Origin of the sequence: Streptomyces sp. NPDC001530, from assembly GCF_042894545.1 — a bacterium.
Taxonomy (GTDB): domain Bacteria; phylum Actinomycetota; class Actinomycetes; order Streptomycetales; family Streptomycetaceae; genus Streptomyces.
In genome coordinates this window covers 101,450-120,165 of the sequence record NZ_JBIAVS010000002.1, presented here as the reverse complement: position 1 = coordinate 120,165, position 18,716 = coordinate 101,450, and the positions used below count along the sequence as shown (strand labels likewise).

The window sequence follows — 18,716 nt, the reverse complement described above, 5'->3', positions numbered from 1 at the left end:
AGGACCTAAGGACCTTGATGTCACAGCCACTTGAAGGGCTGACCGCGATCGTCACCGGCGCGGGGCGCGGGCTCGGGCGGGCCGAGGCGCTCGAACTCGCCCGCCTGGGCGCGGCCGTCGTCGTCAACGACTACGGGCAGCCCGGGCGGGACGGCTCCGGCGAGGCGTCGGCCACACCCGCCGAGGAGGTCGCCGCCGAGATCTGCGCGGCGGGCGGCCGTGCCGTCGCCCACACCGGGGACGTCGCCGACCACGAACAAGCCCGCGCACTGGTCGAGTTGGCGGTCGCCGAGTTCGGGAAGCTCGACATCCTGGTCAACAACGCGGGCATCCTGCGCGACCGGATGGTCTTCTCGATGACCGAGGACGAGTGGGACTCGGTCATCAGGGTGCACCTCAAAGGCCACTTCAACACGATCCACTTCGCGTCCGTGCACTGGCGGGCCCGCTCCAAGACCGTCGACGGGCCCGTGTACGGGCGGATCGTGAACACGTCGTCGGAGGCGTTCCTCGCGGGTTCGGCGGGCCAGCCCAACTATGCCGCCGCGAAAGGCGGAATCGTCGGGCTGACCACGTCCACGGCGCTGGCGCTCGCGAAGTACGGCGTGACGGCGAACGTCATCTGTCCGCGTGCCCGGACGCGTATGACGGAGGACGTGTTCGCCGGCTTCGCCGAGCCTGACGAGGGGCTGGATCCGCTCGCCCCCGAGCATGTCGCCCCGCTCGTCGGCTACTTGGCCTCGCCTGCCGCCGCGCACGTCAACGGTCAGCTGCTCGTCGTGCACGGCGGCATGGTCGCGATCGTCGAACGCCCGCGGGTGGCCGCCAAGTTCGACACCAAGCAGGACGTCTTCACTCACGACGAACTGGACGCGCTGCTCACTCCGCACTACGCGGACCGCCCGAAGGGCGAGACGTTCGCGGCGGTGGAGGTGCTGGGGCTCAAGCACGGGTAGCTGTCAGTCGCCCGGGCTGAGCAGTCGGCCGTCGGTGGAGAGCGGAGGGGCCGCGAGCTGCGGCAGATAGTGCCGGAAGAACAGTTCGGCGACCAGCTCGCGGCGGCTGCGCACTCCCACCTTGTCGAAGATCTGCTTGAGATGGTCCTGCACCGTGTACGCGGAGACGCTGAGGTGCTGGGCGATCTCGCTGGTGGAACGGCCCAGCAGCACATGCTGGGCGATCTGCCGGGCGCGCGGCGACAGCCCGTACACGTCGAGGACCAGCGCGGTCAGCTCGGCGGGGTCGGTGGGCCCGACGGAGACCACGGTGGTGGGTTCACCGCCCTGGTCGACGGGCCAGGCCCGCAGCGAGATCCAGCGGCCCGCGCTCGTGGGCGCCCGCACGTGCGCGCCCGCGCCGGCCTGTTCGCCCCGGGCCTGCACGGCCAGCGCCCGCAGCAGGTACGGGGCCGTCTCGTCGCGGCCCGGTGCGTGCCGCTCCTGCAGCTGGTCGATCCAGTGGTGCGCCGTCGGCGACATCGACCGCACGGAGAGGTCGCCGCCGAGCACCACCCAGCCCGGCGCGTCCGGCAGCGGGCCCGCGTCCACACCGGACAGCAGCAGTGAGCGGCGCAGCGCGGAGCAGGCCGGCGCGCTCACGGCCTCGGCGACGGCGAGGTCGGTGGAGGAGAAGGGGCGGGTGTGCGCGTCCCGGCACAGGACGAGCAGGCCCCAGGTGCGCCGGCCGTCCCGCAGCAGGACCCGTAACTCGTCGGTGAGGCCCAGCGGTTGGAGGATCTCCCGGTAGTACTTGCTGTCGTCGAGCCGCCCGTGCGTGGACCGGCTGAGCAGGCTCACCTTGCCCGGACGCCGGGTCAGCGCGCGCAGGTTGTCGACGTCGTCCTGTTCCACGTGTTCGATCTCGAAGAGGCGGCGCATGCTCGACTCCGGGAAGCCGGACTCGTGCTGGCCGCCGGTGTCCAGGAGCGTCGAGGGGTCCAGGACCACTCCACACCAGATGTCCGCGGGTACGGCGTCCAGCAGTACGCGGGTGGTGTGGTCGAGGACGGACAGGGCGCTCAACTTGCCGCGGAGGTCGCGTTCGAGGCGGGCGGTGGTCTCGGACAGGATCATCGGCGTGTCCCCGGAATATCGGCCCGTCATATCCCAGGAATCTGGGATACCCCCGTGGATGTCAGTTCCGTACTGTGGGTCTCGATTGTGGGGGTCGGTTCTCGCCCGGACAAGGGGGAGTCGCGCCGACACGAGGGAGTCATCCCGAGTCGGGGAGTGTTCCCGAGTCGGGGAGTCTTCCCGGGTCGGGGAGTCTTCCCGAGTCGGGGAAGTCGGATGTCGCCCGCGCGTGGGGCCCGGGGGAGCCCCGCACAGAACGGCCCCGCTCGCCGTGGTGCGAGCGGGGCCGTGTGGCGTTGCCGTGTTGCGTTTTCGACGTACCGTCAGGCCGCGGTGTCCTGGTCGGACGGCTTGCGGTGGCGGCCCTGTGGGGTCGCCTCGTCGTCGTGGCCGGAGATCGGGCCGCGGTGCTTGCCGTGGCCTTCGGCGTGGGCCGTGGCTTCGGGTCCGGTGACCCGCGGTTCCATGGTGCTGGTGTCGCTCATTGAAGTGTTCACCCCGTATGCAAGATCCTTCTTACAGCCGGGGGATTCTAACCGGCGGTCATGACGGGGGTGTCGGTGGGGGAGAGTTCTTCGCCCCCACTGCCCCTACCCTTCCCGTACCTGGGGGCTGTGCCCCCAGACCCCCCTTCGGCCTGGACGGCCTCGTCATCAATCGCCGGGCAGGCTGAGGACTGTCGGCCCGGGCCGAAAAAGCTGTCGGCGAGGGTGGGTGGGGTGAGGGGTGGGGCTCACGGTGCCGTCGTCCAGCGCCGGGCGGGTGCAGGGCGGCGCGACCGTGCCGACGAGCACCCAGCGTGGTTGGGCAGCCTCGGCCCTGAAGCCCGGACTGGCTGAGGCGGCGTTAACGGCCTCGTCTCCCTCAACCGCCGGACGGGCTGGCAGATTGCCGGTCGGGGCTGTCTCGTTCCCAAGTGTGGGGCGGGTCAAAAGATCACCGGCCTGGGCAGTCTCCTCCCCAGGTGTCGGAAGGGCGGGGAGGCCGCCGGCCTGGGCGGTCGCGTGCCCAGGTGTCGGAAGGGCGGGGAGGCCGCCGGCCTGGGCGGTCGCGTGCCCAGGTGTCGGATGGGCGGGGAGGCTGCCGGCCTGGGCAGTCGCGTTCCCGAGCGTCGGACGGGTCAAAAGATTTCCGGCCGGGGCCGCCTCATTCGCACGTGTGGGACGGGCCAAGAGAATGCCCGCCTGGGTCGTCTCGCTCCCAAGCGTCGGATGGGCCAAGAGACTGCCGGTGGGGGCAGGATCGTCCGCACGTGTCGGGCGGGCCAGGAGATTGCCGGCCTGGGGCGTCTCGTCCCCGAGGGGCGGACGGGGCGCATGTGCCACCCGGCCCCTCAGGGGGGCCTGTTGGAGGGGGACCGGGCGGGGCGGTGGGTGTGGCTCGGGGCCCTGGCCGGCGTCCCGGACAGGGCCCCCTTCCCCCATTCTCGTGGGCGCTCCCACCCGGGCCACGCCGCACGGCACCGCCCCCGTCGCGTACGGCAGTTGGAGCACCCCCTCTTTGGTCCACAGGCCGGCCCCCGCCAACCAGCCCTCGGGGGCCGGGAAGTGGTGGACCTGGCGTTCGGCGGGGCGCCAGATGCCCAGCCAGGTGCCCGCCGGGCCGTCGATGCGCAGGGCGACCGCGCAGGTCTCGGGGGTGAGTACTTGGCCCGGCTGGATGGCGAAGGGAGTCACCGCGCAGTCCGTCGCGCGCAGGCAGTCCGGGAAGCGGACCGGGAGGGTGCTGCCGAGGACACCCCAGCCGAGGCGGTCGTGGCCCGGGGACGGGGCGTCGGAGCGGATGAGGAGGAGTCCGCTGCCGGCGTCCGCGAGGAGCAGACGGTCGTTGCTGTACTCGGCGATCTGGAGGAGCGGTGACACCTCGCCGCCGCGCTCCAGGTCGACGACGACCGTCTTGGTGCGGCCGTACTGGAAGCGGTCCAGGGCAAGCAGTCGGCCCGTGCCGTCCAGCCACACCCCGCCCGCGCAGCGGCCCGGCACCTCGGCCAGGTGTTCGGGGCCGAACGCGCCGCCCGCCACCAGCCACACCGCCGTGGAGTCACGGCCCACGGCGAGGGCGTACGCCCGTACCCCGCCTGGCGCGGGTGGCAGCAGCCGCAGCCGGGTGCCCTCGTCGGGGCACTCCACCGCGCCGAGCGGCAGCTCACCGGTGCCGGGCCCGGTCGGGTACAGGAGAGAGAAGACGTGCCGTCCGTCCGTGAGGCGGTGGATCAGCACCCTCCCGTCGGTCAGCGGCAGCACCTCGGTGCCGGGCTCCTCCGGCTGGTGGCCGGGCAGCGGTACGGCGTACGGCTCGGGGCCGTCCAGCGTCCAGCGCTCCGGATACCAGGACTCGCCGTCGAGGGCGAGGCGTGCCGCGTACGTGCCGTCAGCGGTGATCACACAGGCGGGACGGGCGGTCCAGTCGTTCCCGTTCTCGTTCTCGCTCTGGTTCTCCGCAGCGGGCTCCGTCGCACAGGCCGTCATCGTTCGGTCACCTCCGACGACGAAGCTAGTTTTCGCACGCACAGACGTGGGACCGACGGGCGGCCGCTTCACACATAAGGGTGGCCATGTCGGGATTCGCCTGAGGAAACGGGGGCGGATGTGCTGAACGGTGGTGGGGAGGCGGGGGCGAGGCCAGAGCGGCCGTGGCGCGTCCGTCGCCGGGGCCCTGGTCGAGTGGCCCGCGACCGGTCGGGCACGGACCTGAGGCAGGTAGCCTTTGCTCGTGCCCCGTCTGTCTGAAGTCATCGCCGCGCTCGACGCCCTCTGGCCCCCCGAGAGGGCCGAGGGATGGGACGCGGTCGGCACCGTCTGCGGCGACCCCGACCAGGAGGTCACGCGCGTACTGTTCGCCGTCGACCCGGTCCAGGACATCGTCGACGAGGCGGTGAAGCTGGGTGCGGATCTGCTCGTCACCCACCATCCGCTCTATCTGCGCGGTACGACGACGGTGGCGGCGACCAGCTTCAAGGGCCGCGTCGTGCACACCCTGATCAAGAACGACATCGCGCTGCACGTCGCGCACACGAACGCGGACCGCGCCGATCCGGGCGTCAGCGACGCCCTTGCGGGCGCCCTGGACCTGCGGGTCGTACGGCCCCTCGTGCCGGACCCCAGTGACCCGGAAGGCCGCCGCGGACTCGGCCGCGTCTGCGAGCTGGACCACCCGCTGGCCGTCCGCGAACTCGCCGCGCGCGCCGCCGAGCGGCTGCCCGCCACCGCGCAGGGCATCCGCGTCGCGGGCGACCCCGAGGCGCTGGTACGGACCGTCGCGGTCAGCGGCGGCTCCGGCGACAGCCTCTTCGACGATGTGCGCGCCGCCGGCGTGGACGCCTTCCTCACCGCGGACCTGCGCCACCACCCGGCGTCCGAGGCCCGCGCCCACAGCCCTCTCGCGCTGCTCGACGCGGCGCACTGGGCCACCGAGTGGCCCTGGTGCGAGCTGGCCGCCGCCCAGCTCGACGAGATCTCCGACCGGCACGGATGGGGACTTCGCGTCCACGTCTCCAAAACGGTCACCGACCCCTGGACCGCCCACGCGGCCTCCACCACCGATACATCAGGAGCCCCCAACTGAACGCCGCGCCCGCCGACCAGATCCGACTCCTCGACGTCCAGGCCCTCGACGTACGCCTCCAGCAGCTGGCGCACAAGCGGAGGTCGCTGCCCGAGCACGCCGAGATCGAGTCGTTGAACAAGGACCTCACGCAGCTGCGCGACCTGCTCGTCGCCGCGCAGACGGAAGAGAGTGACTGCGCCCGCGAGCAGACCAAGGCGGAGCAGGACGTCGACCAGGTGCGCCAGCGCGCCGCCCGCGACCAGAAGCGCCTCGACTCGGGTGCCGTCTCGTCCCCCAAGGACCTGGAGAACCTCCAGCACGAGATCACCTCCCTCGCCAAGCGCCAGGGCGACCTCGAGGACGTCGTCCTGGAGGTCATGGAGCGCCGCGAGTCCGCCCAGGAGCGGGTCGCCGAACTGACCGAGCGCGTCTCCTCCGTCCAGTCGAAGATCGACGACGCGACCGCGCGCCGTGACGCCGCCTTCGAGTCCCTCGACGGCGAGGCGGCGACGGTGACCAAGGAGCGCGAGGTCATTTCCGGCACCATCCCCGCCGACCTCCTCAAGCTCTACGACAAGCTGCGCGAGCAGCAGGGCGGCATCGGCGCCGCCCGGCTCTACCAGCGCCGCTGCGAGGGCTGCCGCCTCGAGCTCAACATCACCGAGGTGAACGAGGTGAAGGCGGCCTCCCCGGACACCGTGCTGCGCTGCGAGAACTGCCGTCGCATCCTGGTGCGCACGTCCGAGTCCGGTCTGTAAGTCCGTAGGCCTGCAGGTCTGCAGGTCTGCGAGAAGTCTGTAAGGGGCTTGACGCGTGCGGGAGTTCATCGTCGAGGCCGACGGCGGTTCCCGGGGCAACCCGGGGCCCGCGGGCTACGGCTCCGTGGTCATCGACGCGGCCACCGGGGAGACGCTGGTGGAGCGCGCCGAGTACATCGGCATCGCCACCAACAACGTCGCGGAGTACCGGGGGCTGGTGACGGGCCTGCGCGCGGCCCACGAACTGGACCCGACCGCCTCGGTCCGGGTCCGCATGGACTCCAAGCTCGTCGTCGAGCAGATGTCCGGCCGCTGGAAGATCAAGCACCCGGACATGAAGCCCCTGGCCGCCGAGGCGGCCCGGATCTTCCCGCCCGACCAGGTCACATACGAGTGGATCCCGCGCGAGCAGAACAAGCACGCGGACCGGCTCGCCAACGAGGCCATGGACGCGGGCAGGCGCGGCGAACAGTGGTCGGCGTCGGCTTCGACGGCGGAGCTGGAGGCGAGGGCGGCGAGGGCTGCGGCTCCTCAGCCGTCGGGCCCGCCGGGTGATGCGGCCGCGGGCGCGGCGAGGGCACGGGCGGCGCTGGCAGCGCCGGGCTCGGGAGCGCCGGGCTCGGGAGCGCCCCGTAAGGGGCGCGGGGAACTGCGCGACCAGCCCCCACCGGCCCGCAGCCTGACGACCCCCGGCGGCGCAGCCGCGAAGGCGGACACCGATGCGCGCGCCGCGCGGAACGTGGCGAGTGGGGCAACCCGGGAATCCGGGGCGACCCCCGCACCGACCGTCGGCTGGGGCACAGCCCCCGACATGGGCGCCCCCGCCACCTTCGTACTCCTGCGCCACGGCGAGACCCCGCTGACCCCCCAGAAGCGCTTCTCCGGCAGCGGCGGAACCGATCCGTCACTCTCGGACGTGGGCCGGGAGCAGGCCGAACGCGTCGCCGCCGCACTGGCCGCGCGCGGCACGATCCAGGCGATCGTGGCGTCGCCGCTCGCACGGACCCGGCAGACCGCGGGCGCCGTCGCCGCCCGCCTCGGGCTCGACGTCGTCATCGAGGACGGGCTGCGCGAGACGGACTTCGGCGCCTGGGAGGGGCTGACGTTCGGCGAGGTGCGGGAGCGCTACCCCGACGACCTGAACGCCTGGCTCGCCTCGCCGAAGGCCGAACCGACCGGCGGCGGCGAGAGCTTCGCGGCGACCGCCCGTCGCCTCGCCACCACCCGCGACAAGCTGATCGCCTCGTACGCGGGCCGCACCGTCCTGCTCGTCACGCACGTGACCCCGATCAAGACCCTCGTACGCCTCGCCCTCGGCGCCCCGCCGGAGTCCCTGTTCCGCATGGAACTGTCCGCGGCCTCCCTCTCGGCGGTGGCGTACTACGCGGACGGCAACGCGAGCGTCCGCCTGTTCAACGACACGTCTCACCTGCGCTAATCACCTACGTTGGGCAGCTCTCTTCCGCAGGATCTCGGCGGTCTCCCGGTCCGCCGGGAGAAACGCCTCCAGGTGGAGCTCGGCGAGCGTGACGTCCACGGCCGTCGCGAACGACGTCAGCGTGGTGAGCAGCCTCAACTCGCCCTCCGGGCAGCGCAGTCGCAGCGGTACGGCGAAGCCGAGGTAGTCCGCGCCGGGCTCGCTCGCCGGCACGTACTCCGCCAACTCATCGGCCAGCGCGTCGAGTTGGGGGTCCGGGCTGCGCACGGCCCGGGCCCGTAGGTTCTCCACGATGTGCTGCCCCCACGCGTCCAGGTTCACCACCCGTGACCCCATCCCGCGTGGATGCAGCGCGAGCCGCAGTACGTTGACGGGCGGTTCGAGCAGCGAAGAGTCCGCCCCCTCGGTGAGGACGTCGAACGCCGCGTTGGCCGCGACGAGTTCACCGCGTGGCCCCGCCACCACCGCCGGATACGGAAGGTGCCCTTCGAGAATGCTGTCCAGCGCCTCCCGTACGGGCTTCAGGGCGACCGCGTCGAGCGGTGACTCGGCGAACGCGGGCGCGTAACCGGCCGCCAAGAGCAGCGAGTTGCGCTCCCGCAGCGTCAGGCCCAGTGACTCGGCGAGCCTGATCACGATCTCCCTGCCCGGCACCGAACGCCCGCGCTCGATGAAGCTGACGTACCGCTGCGTCGTCCCCGCCCGCGAGGCGAGTTCCAGCTGACTGACCCGGCGCACGGTGCGCCAGCGCAACAGCTCCCGGGCGAAGGGAGGGGGTCCGGTCGCGATGCTCGTGGTCATGGATCAGTTGTACGTCATGGGTACGACATCGACGCGCGGGCGACCCGACGATCCGTCATACCCAGCCGGGAATTGAGTGGCGCACCCCCTCCGAGCAGCATGGACGCAGTCACGGAGGACCCCACCCCAGGGAGCGGCCATGCACGCGTACCACCTCGAAACGCTCGGCCGTGTCGACGGCATCGTCCGGCGCGAGTCGACCCGCCCCGAGCCCGGCCCCCGCGAGATCCTCGTCCGCGTCCGCGCCGTCTCCCTCAACAAGCGCGACATGCTGATCCTGAAGGGGACCTACCCGCTGAAGGCCGTGCCGGACGTGATCCCGGTGAGCGACGGAGCGGGCGAAGTCGTCGCGGTGGGAGGGGAGGTGACCCGGTTCGCGGTAGGCGACCGGGTGGCGGGCACGTACTTCCCGAACTGGCTCGACGGACGGATCACCCCGGCCCTGTTCGACCAGCCGGGCGCCACCCTGAACGGCATGCTCACGGAGTACGCCGTCCTCGACCAGGACGGCGCTGTACGCCTCCCGGGCCACCTGACCTGGGAGGAGGCGGCCTGTCTGCCCTGCGCCGGGGTCACCGCCTGGCACTCCCTGACGGGCGGCGAGCCGCTTGCCCCCGGCCAGACCGTGCTGACGCTCGGCACCGGCGCGCTGTCCCTCTTCGCGGTGCAGTTCGCCAAGATGCTGGGCGCCGAGGTCATCGCGACGACGTCGAGCGCAGCCAAGGCCGATCGTCTCAAGGCGCTCGGTGCCGACCACGTCGTCAACTACGCCGAGAACCCCGAATGGGGGTCGGCAGTAAGGGAGTTGACTGGCGGACGCGGCGCCGACCTGGTCGTCGAGACCAATGGCCCCGACACCATCGAACAGTCGATGCGCGCCACCGCGCTCTACGGCCAGATCGTGCTCCTGATCACCGGCAACCCGCGCAGACCGGGCATCGAGATCTCCCATGCGGCGTACGCGGCGAGTCTGGCGACCATCCGCCGGGTGTTCGTCGGCAGCCGGGCCCACTTCGAGTCATTGCTGAGTTTTCTGGATGACACCCCCAAACCCCCGGGGGCCTTGGCCCTGCACCGGGCACGTCCCGTCATCGACCGCGTCTTCGCCTTCGACGAGGTGCACGAGGCGTTCCGCTACTACGAGACCGGGGTGGCCTTCGGCAAGGTCGTCATCCGCGTGGCCTGAGCGCGGCCGCCTCGCGTGCCAGGGCCTCGACGCGCCCCCAGTCCTTCGCCGCGATCGCGTCGCCGGGAAGCATCCAACTCCCGCCCACGCAGCGGACGTTGGGCAGCGCGAGGTAATCCGGCGCGGAGGCCGGACCGATGCCCCCCGTAGGGCAGAACCGCGCCTGCGGCAACGGCCCCGCGAGCGACTTGAGATACGCCGTACCGCCCGCCGCCTGCGCCGGGAAGAACTTCATCTCCCGCACGCCGCGCTCGAGCAGCGCCACGACCTCCGACGTGGTGGACACCCCGGGAAGGAACGGCACCCCGGACCCGGCCATGGCTTCGAGCAGGACGTCCGTCCAGCCCGGGCTGACCAGGAAGCGGGCGCCCGCCGCCACCGAGTCCGCCACCTGCGCCGGCGAGAGGACCGTGCCCGCGCCGACCACCGCGGCTGGCACCTGCGCGGCGATCGCCCGGATCGCGTCGAGCGCGGCCGGCGTCCGCAGCGTCACCTCGATGGCGGGCAGCCCGCCCGCGACCAGCGCCCGCGCCAGGGGTACGGCGTCCGCGGCGTCCGTGACCACGACGACGGGGACCACGGGGGCGAGGTCCAGCACGGAGGCAGGGGGGGACGAGGGCAGCGGCGAAGTCATGCCCTTCATCCTGCCCGGGGTGTGCAGCATGCGCAAAGGTCGTTGCGCATGCTGCAATGCGCTGGGAGACGTCAGTGGATCTCCGTCACCACCACGTCCAGCGCCCACGGCCTGCCCGCCTTGCCCGGCGCCTCCGCCTCCACCACGTATCCGAGGTCCCGTAGCGCCTCCACCAGCTCCGCCGGGCTCTTCGGCGCCGCGCCCGCGGTGAGCAGGCTGCGTACGATCTTGCCCTTGGTCGCCTTGTTGAAGTGGCTGACGACGGAGCGCTTCTCGACCCCGTTCACCAGCTGTGCGTGCAGCACCCGCACGGTCGCTGTCCGCCCCGCGACCTCGCCCTTCGGCTTCCACGCCGACGCGTACGCCGAGGAGCGCAGGTCCAGTACGAGTCCGTCGCCGGCCGCCTCGGGCAGCGCGGAGGCCATCGGCGTACGCCAGTGCGCGCCCAGCGCCCCGAGCCCGGGCAGCTTCACCCCCATCGAGCAGCGGTACGACGGGATCCGGTCGCTCACCCGGACGGCGCCCCACAGACCCGAGAAGACGAGGAGCGAGCGGCTCGCGCGGCGCTTGGCCGCCGCGTCCAGGGAGGCCAGGTCCAGGGCGTCGTACAGGACGCCCGTGTAGATCTCCCCGGCGGGGCGGGCGCCCGCGGTCAGCAGCTCCGTGTTCTTGGCGACCTCGCCGCGCAGGCCCTCGCTCAGTCCGAGCACCTCGCGGGCCTTCTCCTCGTCGGCCGTGCACAGCTCGACCAGCTCGTGGAGGACCGCCTCGCGCGCCTCGGTGAGACCGGGCAGGGACAGCGACTCCAGCTTCAGCGCGGTTCCCCGGCCGGAGGGGGCCTTGCCCTCGGAGGGCGGCAGCAGCACGAGCACGGTGTGGTTCTCCTAACGACGGGTGTGGCCCGGCGCCAGCCTAAGCGCTCGAAGTACTGGGTGAACTCGGGGTGCCGGGCGAAGGAGGGCGTCCTAGGCTCGCCGTATGCCTCGCCGCCACATCCGCGTCATCGGTGCACCGGAGGCTCCCCTGCGAGCCGCCCTCCGCGCGCTGCGAACCGAGCTGGGCGTGCCCGAGAGCTTCCCGCCCGAGGTCCTCGCGGAGGCCGAGCGGCCGCCCCGCCTGCCCTCGTACGACGCGACGGACATCCCTCTCTTCACCATTGACCCGCCGACGTCCACCGACCTCGACCAGGCGATGCACCTCGCGCGACGGGGGAGGGGCGGCTACCGCGTCCGGTACGCCATCGCCGACGTCGCCGCCTTCGTCGCACCCGGCGGCGCCCTGGACGCCGAGGCCCACCGCCGCGTGACGACCCTCTACTTCCCGGACGGGAAGGTCCCCCTCCATCCCACGCGCCTCTCCGAAGGGGCCGCCAGCCTGCTCCCGGACCAGACCTGCCCGGCCGTGCTCTGGACGATCGACCTCGACGCGGACGGCCGTGCGGAGTCGACCGACGTACGCCGTGCCCTTGTACGCAGCCGCGCCAAGCTCGACTACGCGCATGTGCAGAAGCAGATCGACACCGGGACGGCGGAGGGGCCGCTCGCCCTCCTCAAGGTCATCGGGGAGAAGCGGGAACGACTGGAGGTCGAGCGCGGCGGTATCTCCCTCAACGTGCCCGAACAGGAGATCGTCGAGAGGGACGGGACGTACGACCTCGTGTACCGCGCCCCGTTCCCCGCCGACAGCTGGAACGCCCAGCTCTCCCTGCTCACCGGGATGGCGGCGGCCGAGCTGATGCTCGCGCACGGCACGGGGGTGCTGCGTACGCTGCCCGCCGCCCCCGACGGCGCGGTCGGCCGTCTGCGCCGTACCGCGGACGCCCTGCGCATCAACTGGCCGCACCACGTCTCGTACGCGCGGCTCATCCGCTCCCTCGACCCGCACTGGCCGCACCACGCGGCCTTCCTCCAGGAGTGCACGACGCTGCTGCGCGGCGCGGGGTACACCGTGTTCCGGGACGGCGTCCTCCCGGAGGTCACCTCCCACTCCGCCGTCGCCGCGCCGTACGCCCACTGCACGGCCCCCTTGCGCCGCCTCGTCGACCGCTACGCCTCGGAGATCTGCCTCGCGGCCGCCGCGGGCCAATCACCCCCCGACTGGGTCCGCGCCGCCCTCGACGAACTCCCCAAGCAGATGGCCGAGGGCACCCGGCGCGCCGGGACCGTCGAGCGCGAGTGCCTCGACATCGTGGAGGCCGCGCTGCTCAAGGACCGCGTGGGTGACGTTTTCGACGGCTGCGTGGTCGACGTCCAGGAGCACCAACCCACCGTCGGAACCGTGCAGTTGGAGTCCCCAGCGGTCTTCGCCCGCCTCGCCGGCGGTACGGCCGCGCTGCCGCTGGGTGAGCGGTTGCCGGTACGGCTTACCCAGGCGGACCCGGGCGCGGCGAAGGTCGAATTCACTCCGGCGTAAGGGCGGCTTTTCAAACGCCGGACGGGCTGGATTCAGCCCGTCCGGCGTTTGAGGACGAGGCCGTCAAGGCCGATGGGGGTCCAGGGGGCCGAGCCCCTTGGCGGGGGTTTGGGGGCGGAGCCACCAAGGTCGGGAATGGGGCGGCGGGGGCGATCGAATTGTCTGGGCGCCGCGTCCGACGGGCTGGAGCGGGCCTTCCCGCCCGCCCTTGACGACTGACGCCCCGCGGCGGACCCGGACGTGGCATGGAAACGGGGGACGCGCGCGTTGCACCCTCGAGAGGACCTGGGGAGGCGACCGTGACCATACGTGAAGAGGCCCGCTGGACCAGGGCGACCCTCGGCCGTGACGGCCGGCCCCTCGACCTGCTGACCGCCCGCTTCGACAAGCACCGCTACGCGCCGCACGCCCACGACGAGTTCACCATCGGCGTCTGCGTCGGCGGCTCCGAGGTCATCGACTACCGAGGCGGTCACATCCGTACCGGCCCGGGCTCCATCGTCGTCCTGGGCCCCGGCGAGATGCACACCGGCGGCCCGGCCGCGTCCGACGGCTACGCTTACCTGGCCCTGTACGCCGAGCCAGCCCTGCTCACCGACGGCACCCTCGGCGGCCTCCCGCACTTCCGCGAACCCCTCCTCGACGACCCCGAACTGGCCGCTGCCCTGCGCACCGCGCACACCGAACTGAGCGCCTGCCCCGACCCGTTGGAGGCCGAGTCCCGCTTCCCGTGGCTGCTCACGGCCCTGGCCCGCCGCCACTCCACGGCTCGCCCTGCGTGCGACACGGTCCCGGGAGCGGCCCACATAGCCCACGCCGTACGCGACCGCCTGGCCGACGAACTCCAGGCGCCCCCCTCCCTCGCCTCCCTCGCCGCCGATCTGGGCCTGTCCCGCTACCAGCTCCTGCGCGCCTTCCGTACGACGATGGGGATACCGCCGTACGCCTGGCTGGCCCAGCACCGGGTGCACCGGGCCCGGGGGCTGCTGGAGTCCGGGCTGCGACCGGCGGAGGTGGCGTCGCTCGTGGGCTTCGCGGACCAGGCGCACCTCACCCGCTGGTTCCGGCGGGTGCTGGGGGTGACGCCGGCCGCGTACCGGGCGGGCGTGTCGGCGAGGGCGTAGCGCAACAGCGTTCAAGACACCGCACGCTCAGGCGGCCGAAACTGCGCGTATGACTGCACGTGGCTGGTTCCTGTTCTCCCTGATGGGAGTGGTCTGGGGCATCCCCTACCTGATGATCAAGGTGGCGGTGGACGGCGTGTCCCCGTCCATGGTGGTGTTCACGCGCTGCGCGGTGGGCGCCGGGCTGCTGCTCCCCTTCGCGCTACGCCAAGGGGGCCTGACCCGGACCGTACGGACCCACTGGCGCCCGATGCTGGCCTTCGCGTGCATCGAGATCATGGTCCCCTGGTGGACCCTGACGGACGCCGAGCGCCATCTGTCCAGCTCCACGGCGGGCCTGCTGATCGCGGGCGTGCCGATCGTCGGCGTCGCCGCGGCTCGCCTCTTCGGCGACACGGAACGGCTCGGCGCCCGCCGGATGGCCGGACTCGCGCTGGGCCTGTCCGGCGTCGCGGTCCTCACCGTCCCGCACCTGACCGGCGGTGACGCCCGCTCGCTGGCCGAGGTACTGCTGACGGTCGTCGGCTACGCGACGGCGCCGGTGATAGCCGCCCGCCACCTCAAGGACGTACCGTCCCTCCACCTCACGGCCCCTTGCCTGGCCCTGGCGGCGCTGGTGTACGCCCCCGCGGCGGCCGCGACCTGGCCCTCCACGACCCCGTCCCCGCAGGTCCTGTCCGCCCTCGCGGGCCTGGGCGTCATCTGCACGGCGGTCGCCTTCGTGGCCTTCCTGGAACTGATCAAGGAGGCGGGCCCGACCAGGGCGACGGTGATCACGTACGTCAACCCGGCGGTCGCGGTGGCGGCGGGCGCGCTGTTCCTGGACGAACGCCTGACGGCGGGGATCGCCGTGGCCTTCGCCCTGATCCTGGCCGGCTCCGTCCTCGCGACGGCCGGACCGAGGCGCACCGCACGCCCGGTACCATGGTCGACACGGCAGACGAGCCGGGCGGACGGCCGCGTGGAGGTCCTTGCGGACCTTCCCGAGGAACGTCCGGGCTCCACAGGGCAGGGTGGTGGCTAACGGCCACCCGGGGTGACCCGCGGGACAGTGCCACAGAAAGCAAACCGCCAGGGATCTCGATCCCTGGTAAGGGTGAAACGGTGGTGTAAGAGACCACCAGCGCCTGAGGTGACTCAGGCGGCTAGGTAAACCCCACCCGGAGCAAGGTCAAAAGGGACCGCCCTTTCGGAAGAAGGGGCGCTCCTGCGCGGACGTTCGAGGGCTGCCCGCCCGAGTCCGCGGGTAGACCGCACGAGGCCGACGGCAACGTCGGTCCTAGATGGATGGCCGTCTCCCCGGCCGCCGCGAGGCGACCGGGCGACAGAACCCGGCGTACAGCCCGACTCGTCTGCCGGCTGGGCTCTGACCTGGTCTTATGGCCTGGTCGGGGCCCTTTCCCGTGTTTGGGCACTTCCCGCTTCTACCTGGGAGTTCCCGGGAGTTCCCGTGGAAGTGTGCACGCGTTGTGCACTGGGCCGGCTCGTTGGATCGCCCGCTGATGCCAGTGCGGAGGGGCGCGGGAGGCGGAGGGCTGGCCTCAGAGCTGTGCCGGTCGGTGGTGGGTCCGATGAGTGAGGTGACGGACGCTGAGGAGGGGGCTGCCGGGAGCGGAGGCTTCGACCTTGACGTGTGGATTCGGCCCCTGTGCGCTCTCGTGGTTGCCGGGGTCGCGGCGTACGCCTCGTACGTCCATCAGCGTGCGTTCGCACTGCAAGGCGGAGCGGACGAAGTCAGTGCCTCGTTGTGGCCGCTGTCGGTTGACGGCCTGCTGCTTCTGGCCACGGTTGGCCTGCTGAAGCCCTCTGGCATCCGCACGCGCCGAGCACTGGGCTCGGTGTGGTCCGCTTTTCTGTTGGGGATCGCGGTCTCGCTGGCGGCGAATATCGCGGCGGCACCGGCTCTGGAGTGGAAGCCGGTCCTTGTCGCCGGATGGCCTCCCGTTGCGTTGCTGCTGTCGGTGGAACTCCTGGTGCACCGCACGGTTGACCGGCTGGATGTGACGACGGGGCAACGGGGAGAGGGAGACAGCCACGCGAAGAGCGAGCGGCCGCAGGAGGACGGCGATCCGTTGCCGCCGCGCGCTCGCATGGTCGATGCCCGGCACCGGGAGCTGCACCAACGACCCGTTTCGGCCGAGACCCTGCGAAAGGAACTGCGCATCGGCGCAAGCCGATCAAGGCAGTTGACCGCACTCGTGCGGGGAATCGGCGAGACAGTAACGGTGCCCGGGGCACACCCTGATCGAGTAGACGGACGGAATGGACGGGGTCGTGAGTGAGCTGTCCTGGCCGACAGCAATGGCGGGCGAGGGCTGCTAGTCGCCGACGGGGCCAACAGCCGGAGGTTTCGAGCCCTGGCGGGAGCCATAAAACATGGGAAGCGGAATCGTCGTGGGTCGACGGTGGGTCGCTGGTGGCGACGGCGACCGTCTCGCTCTGAATGCGGGCTCCTCCGAAGAGCCATGTCTCTGCGCAGGTTCGAAGCCTCGGCGTAGGGCCCAGAACATGGGAACAGGGGAATCCGGACGTCAACGGAGCTGAGCTGACCATTCAGGCGAGCATCCCCCTAAAGCGCTCGTCGGGCTGCTGCTGAGCGTCCGCGACTGCCGCTGCCGCCTTGGCACCGAGGACGAGTTCGCCGTGTATGTTACTGCCCTGCGCACTGCCCAGAAACGCAAGCGGAACCTGATGTGCCTGATGGGCGAACACGGTCTGTGAGCGGGACGGCATCTCGAAGGTCCACCCGGCCCATGCTGCCCTCGCACCCTTGTGGCCGGGTCCCACCGCCGCTGCGCGCGGCCCAGTAGTAGTGGTGCACTCACACCTGCCGCATCGGCCGCGGCTCGGTCGGAGAGTTTCTCCGCGAACTGCAACACCGAAACCAGCGCGAGCTGCCCCGGCGACCGTGCTTGCCTGCCGTCGTCCGGGTACAGACAGGCGAACTCCTCGTCCTCGAACAGGAATCCAGCCGGTCCCGAATGAGCATTGCCGGCGTGCCCTTCGGACACGCCGCCCGCGCCGTTTGCACCGTCCGTACCGGGGTCCGCTGGTGACTCTCCGGCAGCAGCGACACCGCGACCACCTTCACCGACGACACCACCCCGCACACACCCAGCCAAGCACCGCCCACAGTCAGCCGTCAGCGGCTTACCAGCATCACCAACAGAGTCACGGGATTGACCCTAAGGATTGTCTGCGATACGGCGTTGGCGTTGCGGCGGGTGCGCCGCGCGGGGTCCTTGGGAGCAGGGCCGCGACCGGCCATCGCCACTCTCCCTTCTGTCGCGGAAGTGCTACGAGCTGCAACGACCGGTGGTAGCCTTCTGGTGGCCTTCAGGGGGCCTGTTCCGACGCTGAGCTGCCCCAGTGCAGCGTCATCTATGGGATGAAGAAGCCCTAGCTTCACCGGATAATTTTGTGTGTCCGATTGCGCCCATCTTGGGTGCGCCGATCAGTTATCGGGCGCTTAGGGGCAGCGGCGTTCGAGGACGGATCGTGCCGTGTCTGCTGGCGGACGCCTTTCCGCACTTGTTCGAACTCGGGTCGCCTACACCGGTGAGCCGTATCAATTCGCCCTGGAGATCCTTAGAAACGCAAGCAATCCGACTCCCTTGCTGGATTCCCTGGGGGATCAGACGCTACTTGAGTCGCAGGTCATGTCGAAACTCGGGGACGGCGGTTCGTGGTCCGCTCACCCCGTGGGGATCGCCAGCGTACGCCTCAGCCCGCGCAAGCCCACCGTCATTTACCTTGACAGCCACGTTGGACTCTCGCAGGGCAAGAACTACCCCATGACCTGGCACGCCCTCGATCGCCTCTTGCCGTATGCCGAGCCGGGCGTCCAGGTGAATGGTGTCATCGGCTTGAGGATTTCTGCGATTCGCGGGAACGATCTCCACCTCACACTGGCAGAAACCGAGAGCCACCTCATCATTCGCGGAATTGCCGAACCCGGGTGGGGTGACTATCTCGACGATCGATGGGAGTCCCTCGCCAAGGAAGGCTATCCGCCCCTTTGGCGATCCCCCACACTGACTGATCATGAACGGCAGGACGAGCAGTCACACACATCAGTTCGCGGGACAGAGAAAGACATCGCTTGGCTCGGTTCAGGCCTGCTGCGCAGGATCGCACTGTTCCACACCTCCAGCTCCGCCTACTCCACACGCTCATGGATTACCGGCGACGAGTGGATCTTCGAGCTGGACACCCGGTACGAGGTGCGCCTGGATCACGACACCCTGCTTTCAAGGCTCACGGATCCGGTTTGGGGACTACCGCTCCGCATCTCCGAGTACCACTGCACCTGTGACGACCTTCCGCTGGAAAGCGATCGATACATGCGGCAGTGCACATACGAACTGGCACACAGCGCCGACCTGCCATGCGGTCTTCAGCTTCGATTCCGATGGGGGCGTGCCGCCTACGGCGATGAAGCCAGAGAACAGCTCGAAAGGCTCGGTGCAGATCCCAACTGGTTGGAACAAGTCATTCCGGTGGGTGGGCGGCATTCTCGCGGGGAGGTGTCGTCGTGAACTGGGACGGCATCACGCTCTACGTACTGGCCGGTTTCGGTATCGCTCTCCTCATCCTCACCCAGCTACGGGAGTTGCTGGAAAAAGCGACTGAAGTCATTGGCGCTTGGCGCGAGTTACGGAGCAGCATGCGTCCGCGTTCCGACACCGATGGCGCTTCGTCCACGTCGCGCCAGAGTCTTGATGATCACTGAAGCCTACTTCCCA

General features: G+C 70.9%; 15 protein-coding genes, 1 other RNA gene and 2 pseudogenes. 12 read left to right on the top strand and 6 right to left on the bottom strand.

Annotation, left to right across the window (positions count from 1 at the left end):
- The first annotated feature begins 17 nt into the window (after positions 1–17).
- Positions 18–956: a 3-oxoacyl-ACP reductase gene (locus ACFY0T_RS03450; RefSeq protein WP_388864319.1), complete on the top strand. Its 939-nt coding sequence runs from the start codon at positions 18–20 to the stop codon at positions 954–956.
- A 3-nt stretch (positions 957–959) separates the two neighbouring features.
- Here the strand turns inward: ACFY0T_RS03450 and ACFY0T_RS03445 are convergent, their stop codons facing one another.
- The 3 genes and pseudogenes from ACFY0T_RS03445 to ACFY0T_RS03435 all read right to left on the bottom strand — a co-directional run.
- Positions 960–2,072, bottom strand: a complete 1,113-nt coding sequence (locus tag ACFY0T_RS03445; RefSeq protein ID WP_388864318.1) for a LuxR C-terminal-related transcriptional regulator — start codon at positions 2,070–2,072, stop codon at positions 960–962.
- A 323-nt stretch (positions 2,073–2,395) separates the two neighbouring features.
- Positions 2,396–2,557, bottom strand: a complete 162-nt coding sequence (locus ACFY0T_RS03440; RefSeq protein ID WP_388864317.1) for a hypothetical protein — start codon at positions 2,555–2,557, stop codon at positions 2,396–2,398.
- 834 nt (positions 2,558–3,391) lie between these two features.
- Positions 3,392–4,540, bottom strand: a pseudogene (locus tag ACFY0T_RS03435) (hypothetical protein); the annotation flags it as partial.
- A 244-nt stretch (positions 4,541–4,784) separates the two neighbouring features.
- Between ACFY0T_RS03435 and ACFY0T_RS03430 the strand changes: the two are divergent.
- The 3 genes from ACFY0T_RS03430 to ACFY0T_RS03420 are packed head-to-tail and all read left to right on the top strand — an operon-like array spanning position 4,785 to position 7,814.
- Positions 4,785–5,636, top strand: coding sequence for a Nif3-like dinuclear metal center hexameric protein (locus ACFY0T_RS03430; protein ID WP_388864316.1), 852 nt, complete (start codon positions 4,785–4,787; stop codon positions 5,634–5,636).
- On the top strand, positions 5,633–6,376 hold the full coding sequence (locus tag ACFY0T_RS03425) for a zinc ribbon domain-containing protein (RefSeq protein WP_388864726.1): 744 nt from the start codon (positions 5,633–5,635) through the stop codon (positions 6,374–6,376). The genes ACFY0T_RS03430 and ACFY0T_RS03425 overlap by 4 nt, the downstream gene beginning before the upstream one ends.
- Positions 6,377–6,431: 55 nt before the next feature.
- The gene (locus ACFY0T_RS03420) at positions 6,432–7,814 is read left to right on the top strand and encodes a bifunctional RNase H/acid phosphatase (RefSeq protein ID WP_388864315.1); all 1,383 of its coding nucleotides are present in this window, start codon (positions 6,432–6,434) and stop codon (positions 7,812–7,814) included.
- Here the strand turns inward: ACFY0T_RS03420 and ACFY0T_RS03415 are convergent, their stop codons facing one another.
- The gene (locus tag ACFY0T_RS03415; protein WP_388864314.1) at positions 7,815–8,615 is read right to left on the bottom strand and encodes a helix-turn-helix domain-containing protein; all 801 of its coding nucleotides are present in this window, start codon (positions 8,613–8,615) and stop codon (positions 7,815–7,817) included.
- A gap of 139 nt (positions 8,616–8,754) precedes the next feature.
- Between ACFY0T_RS03415 and ACFY0T_RS03410 the strand changes: the two genes are divergently transcribed.
- Positions 8,755–9,801 (top strand): NAD(P)-dependent alcohol dehydrogenase, encoded by a 1,047-nt coding sequence (locus ACFY0T_RS03410; RefSeq protein WP_388864313.1) that lies wholly within the window; start codon positions 8,755–8,757, stop codon positions 9,799–9,801.
- Here ACFY0T_RS03410 and eda read toward each other — a convergent pair.
- Complete coding sequence (gene eda, locus ACFY0T_RS03405) at positions 9,785–10,435, bottom strand: bifunctional 4-hydroxy-2-oxoglutarate aldolase/2-dehydro-3-deoxy-phosphogluconate aldolase (RefSeq protein ID WP_388864312.1); 651 nt, start codon at positions 10,433–10,435, stop codon at positions 9,785–9,787. The two genes, ACFY0T_RS03410 and eda, sit on opposite strands and share 17 nt — an antisense overlap.
- Positions 10,436–10,506: 71 nt before the next feature.
- Positions 10,507–11,307: a peroxide stress protein YaaA gene (gene yaaA / locus ACFY0T_RS03400; protein ID WP_388864311.1), complete on the bottom strand. Its 801-nt coding sequence runs from the start codon at positions 11,305–11,307 to the stop codon at positions 10,507–10,509.
- A 106-nt stretch (positions 11,308–11,413) separates the two neighbouring features.
- Here yaaA and ACFY0T_RS03395 point away from each other — a divergent pair, with 106 nt between their 5' ends.
- The 7 genes and pseudogenes from ACFY0T_RS03395 (at position 11,414) to ACFY0T_RS03365 (ending at position 18,703) form a co-directional block, all read left to right on the top strand.
- Positions 11,414–12,847, top strand: a complete 1,434-nt coding sequence (locus ACFY0T_RS03395) for an RNB domain-containing ribonuclease (protein WP_388864310.1) — start codon at positions 11,414–11,416, stop codon at positions 12,845–12,847.
- Between the two features lie 305 nt (positions 12,848–13,152).
- Entirely contained in the window at positions 13,153–13,971 is an 819-nt protein-coding gene (locus ACFY0T_RS03390) for an AraC family ligand binding domain-containing protein (protein ID WP_388864724.1), read from the top strand.
- A gap of 49 nt (positions 13,972–14,020) precedes the next feature.
- A pseudogene (locus ACFY0T_RS03385) lies at positions 14,021–14,800 on the top strand (DMT family transporter); the annotation flags it as partial.
- A gap of 112 nt (positions 14,801–14,912) precedes the next feature.
- Positions 14,913–15,326: RNase P RNA component class A (gene rnpB / locus ACFY0T_RS03380), an RNA gene on the top strand.
- Between the two features lie 216 nt (positions 15,327–15,542).
- A complete protein-coding gene (locus ACFY0T_RS03375; protein WP_388864309.1) occupies positions 15,543–16,253 on the top strand; it encodes a DUF2637 domain-containing protein in 711 nt (236 codons plus the stop codon).
- Between the two features lie 1,419 nt (positions 16,254–17,672).
- Positions 17,673–18,509: a hypothetical protein gene (locus ACFY0T_RS03370; protein WP_388864308.1), complete on the top strand. Its 837-nt coding sequence runs from the start codon at positions 17,673–17,675 to the stop codon at positions 18,507–18,509.
- Complete coding sequence (locus ACFY0T_RS03365; protein ID WP_388864307.1) at positions 18,506–18,703, top strand: hypothetical protein; 198 nt, start codon at positions 18,506–18,508, stop codon at positions 18,701–18,703. Before ACFY0T_RS03370 ends, ACFY0T_RS03365 begins: the two co-directional genes overlap by 4 nt.
- Positions 18,704–18,716: the final 13 nt, after the last annotated feature.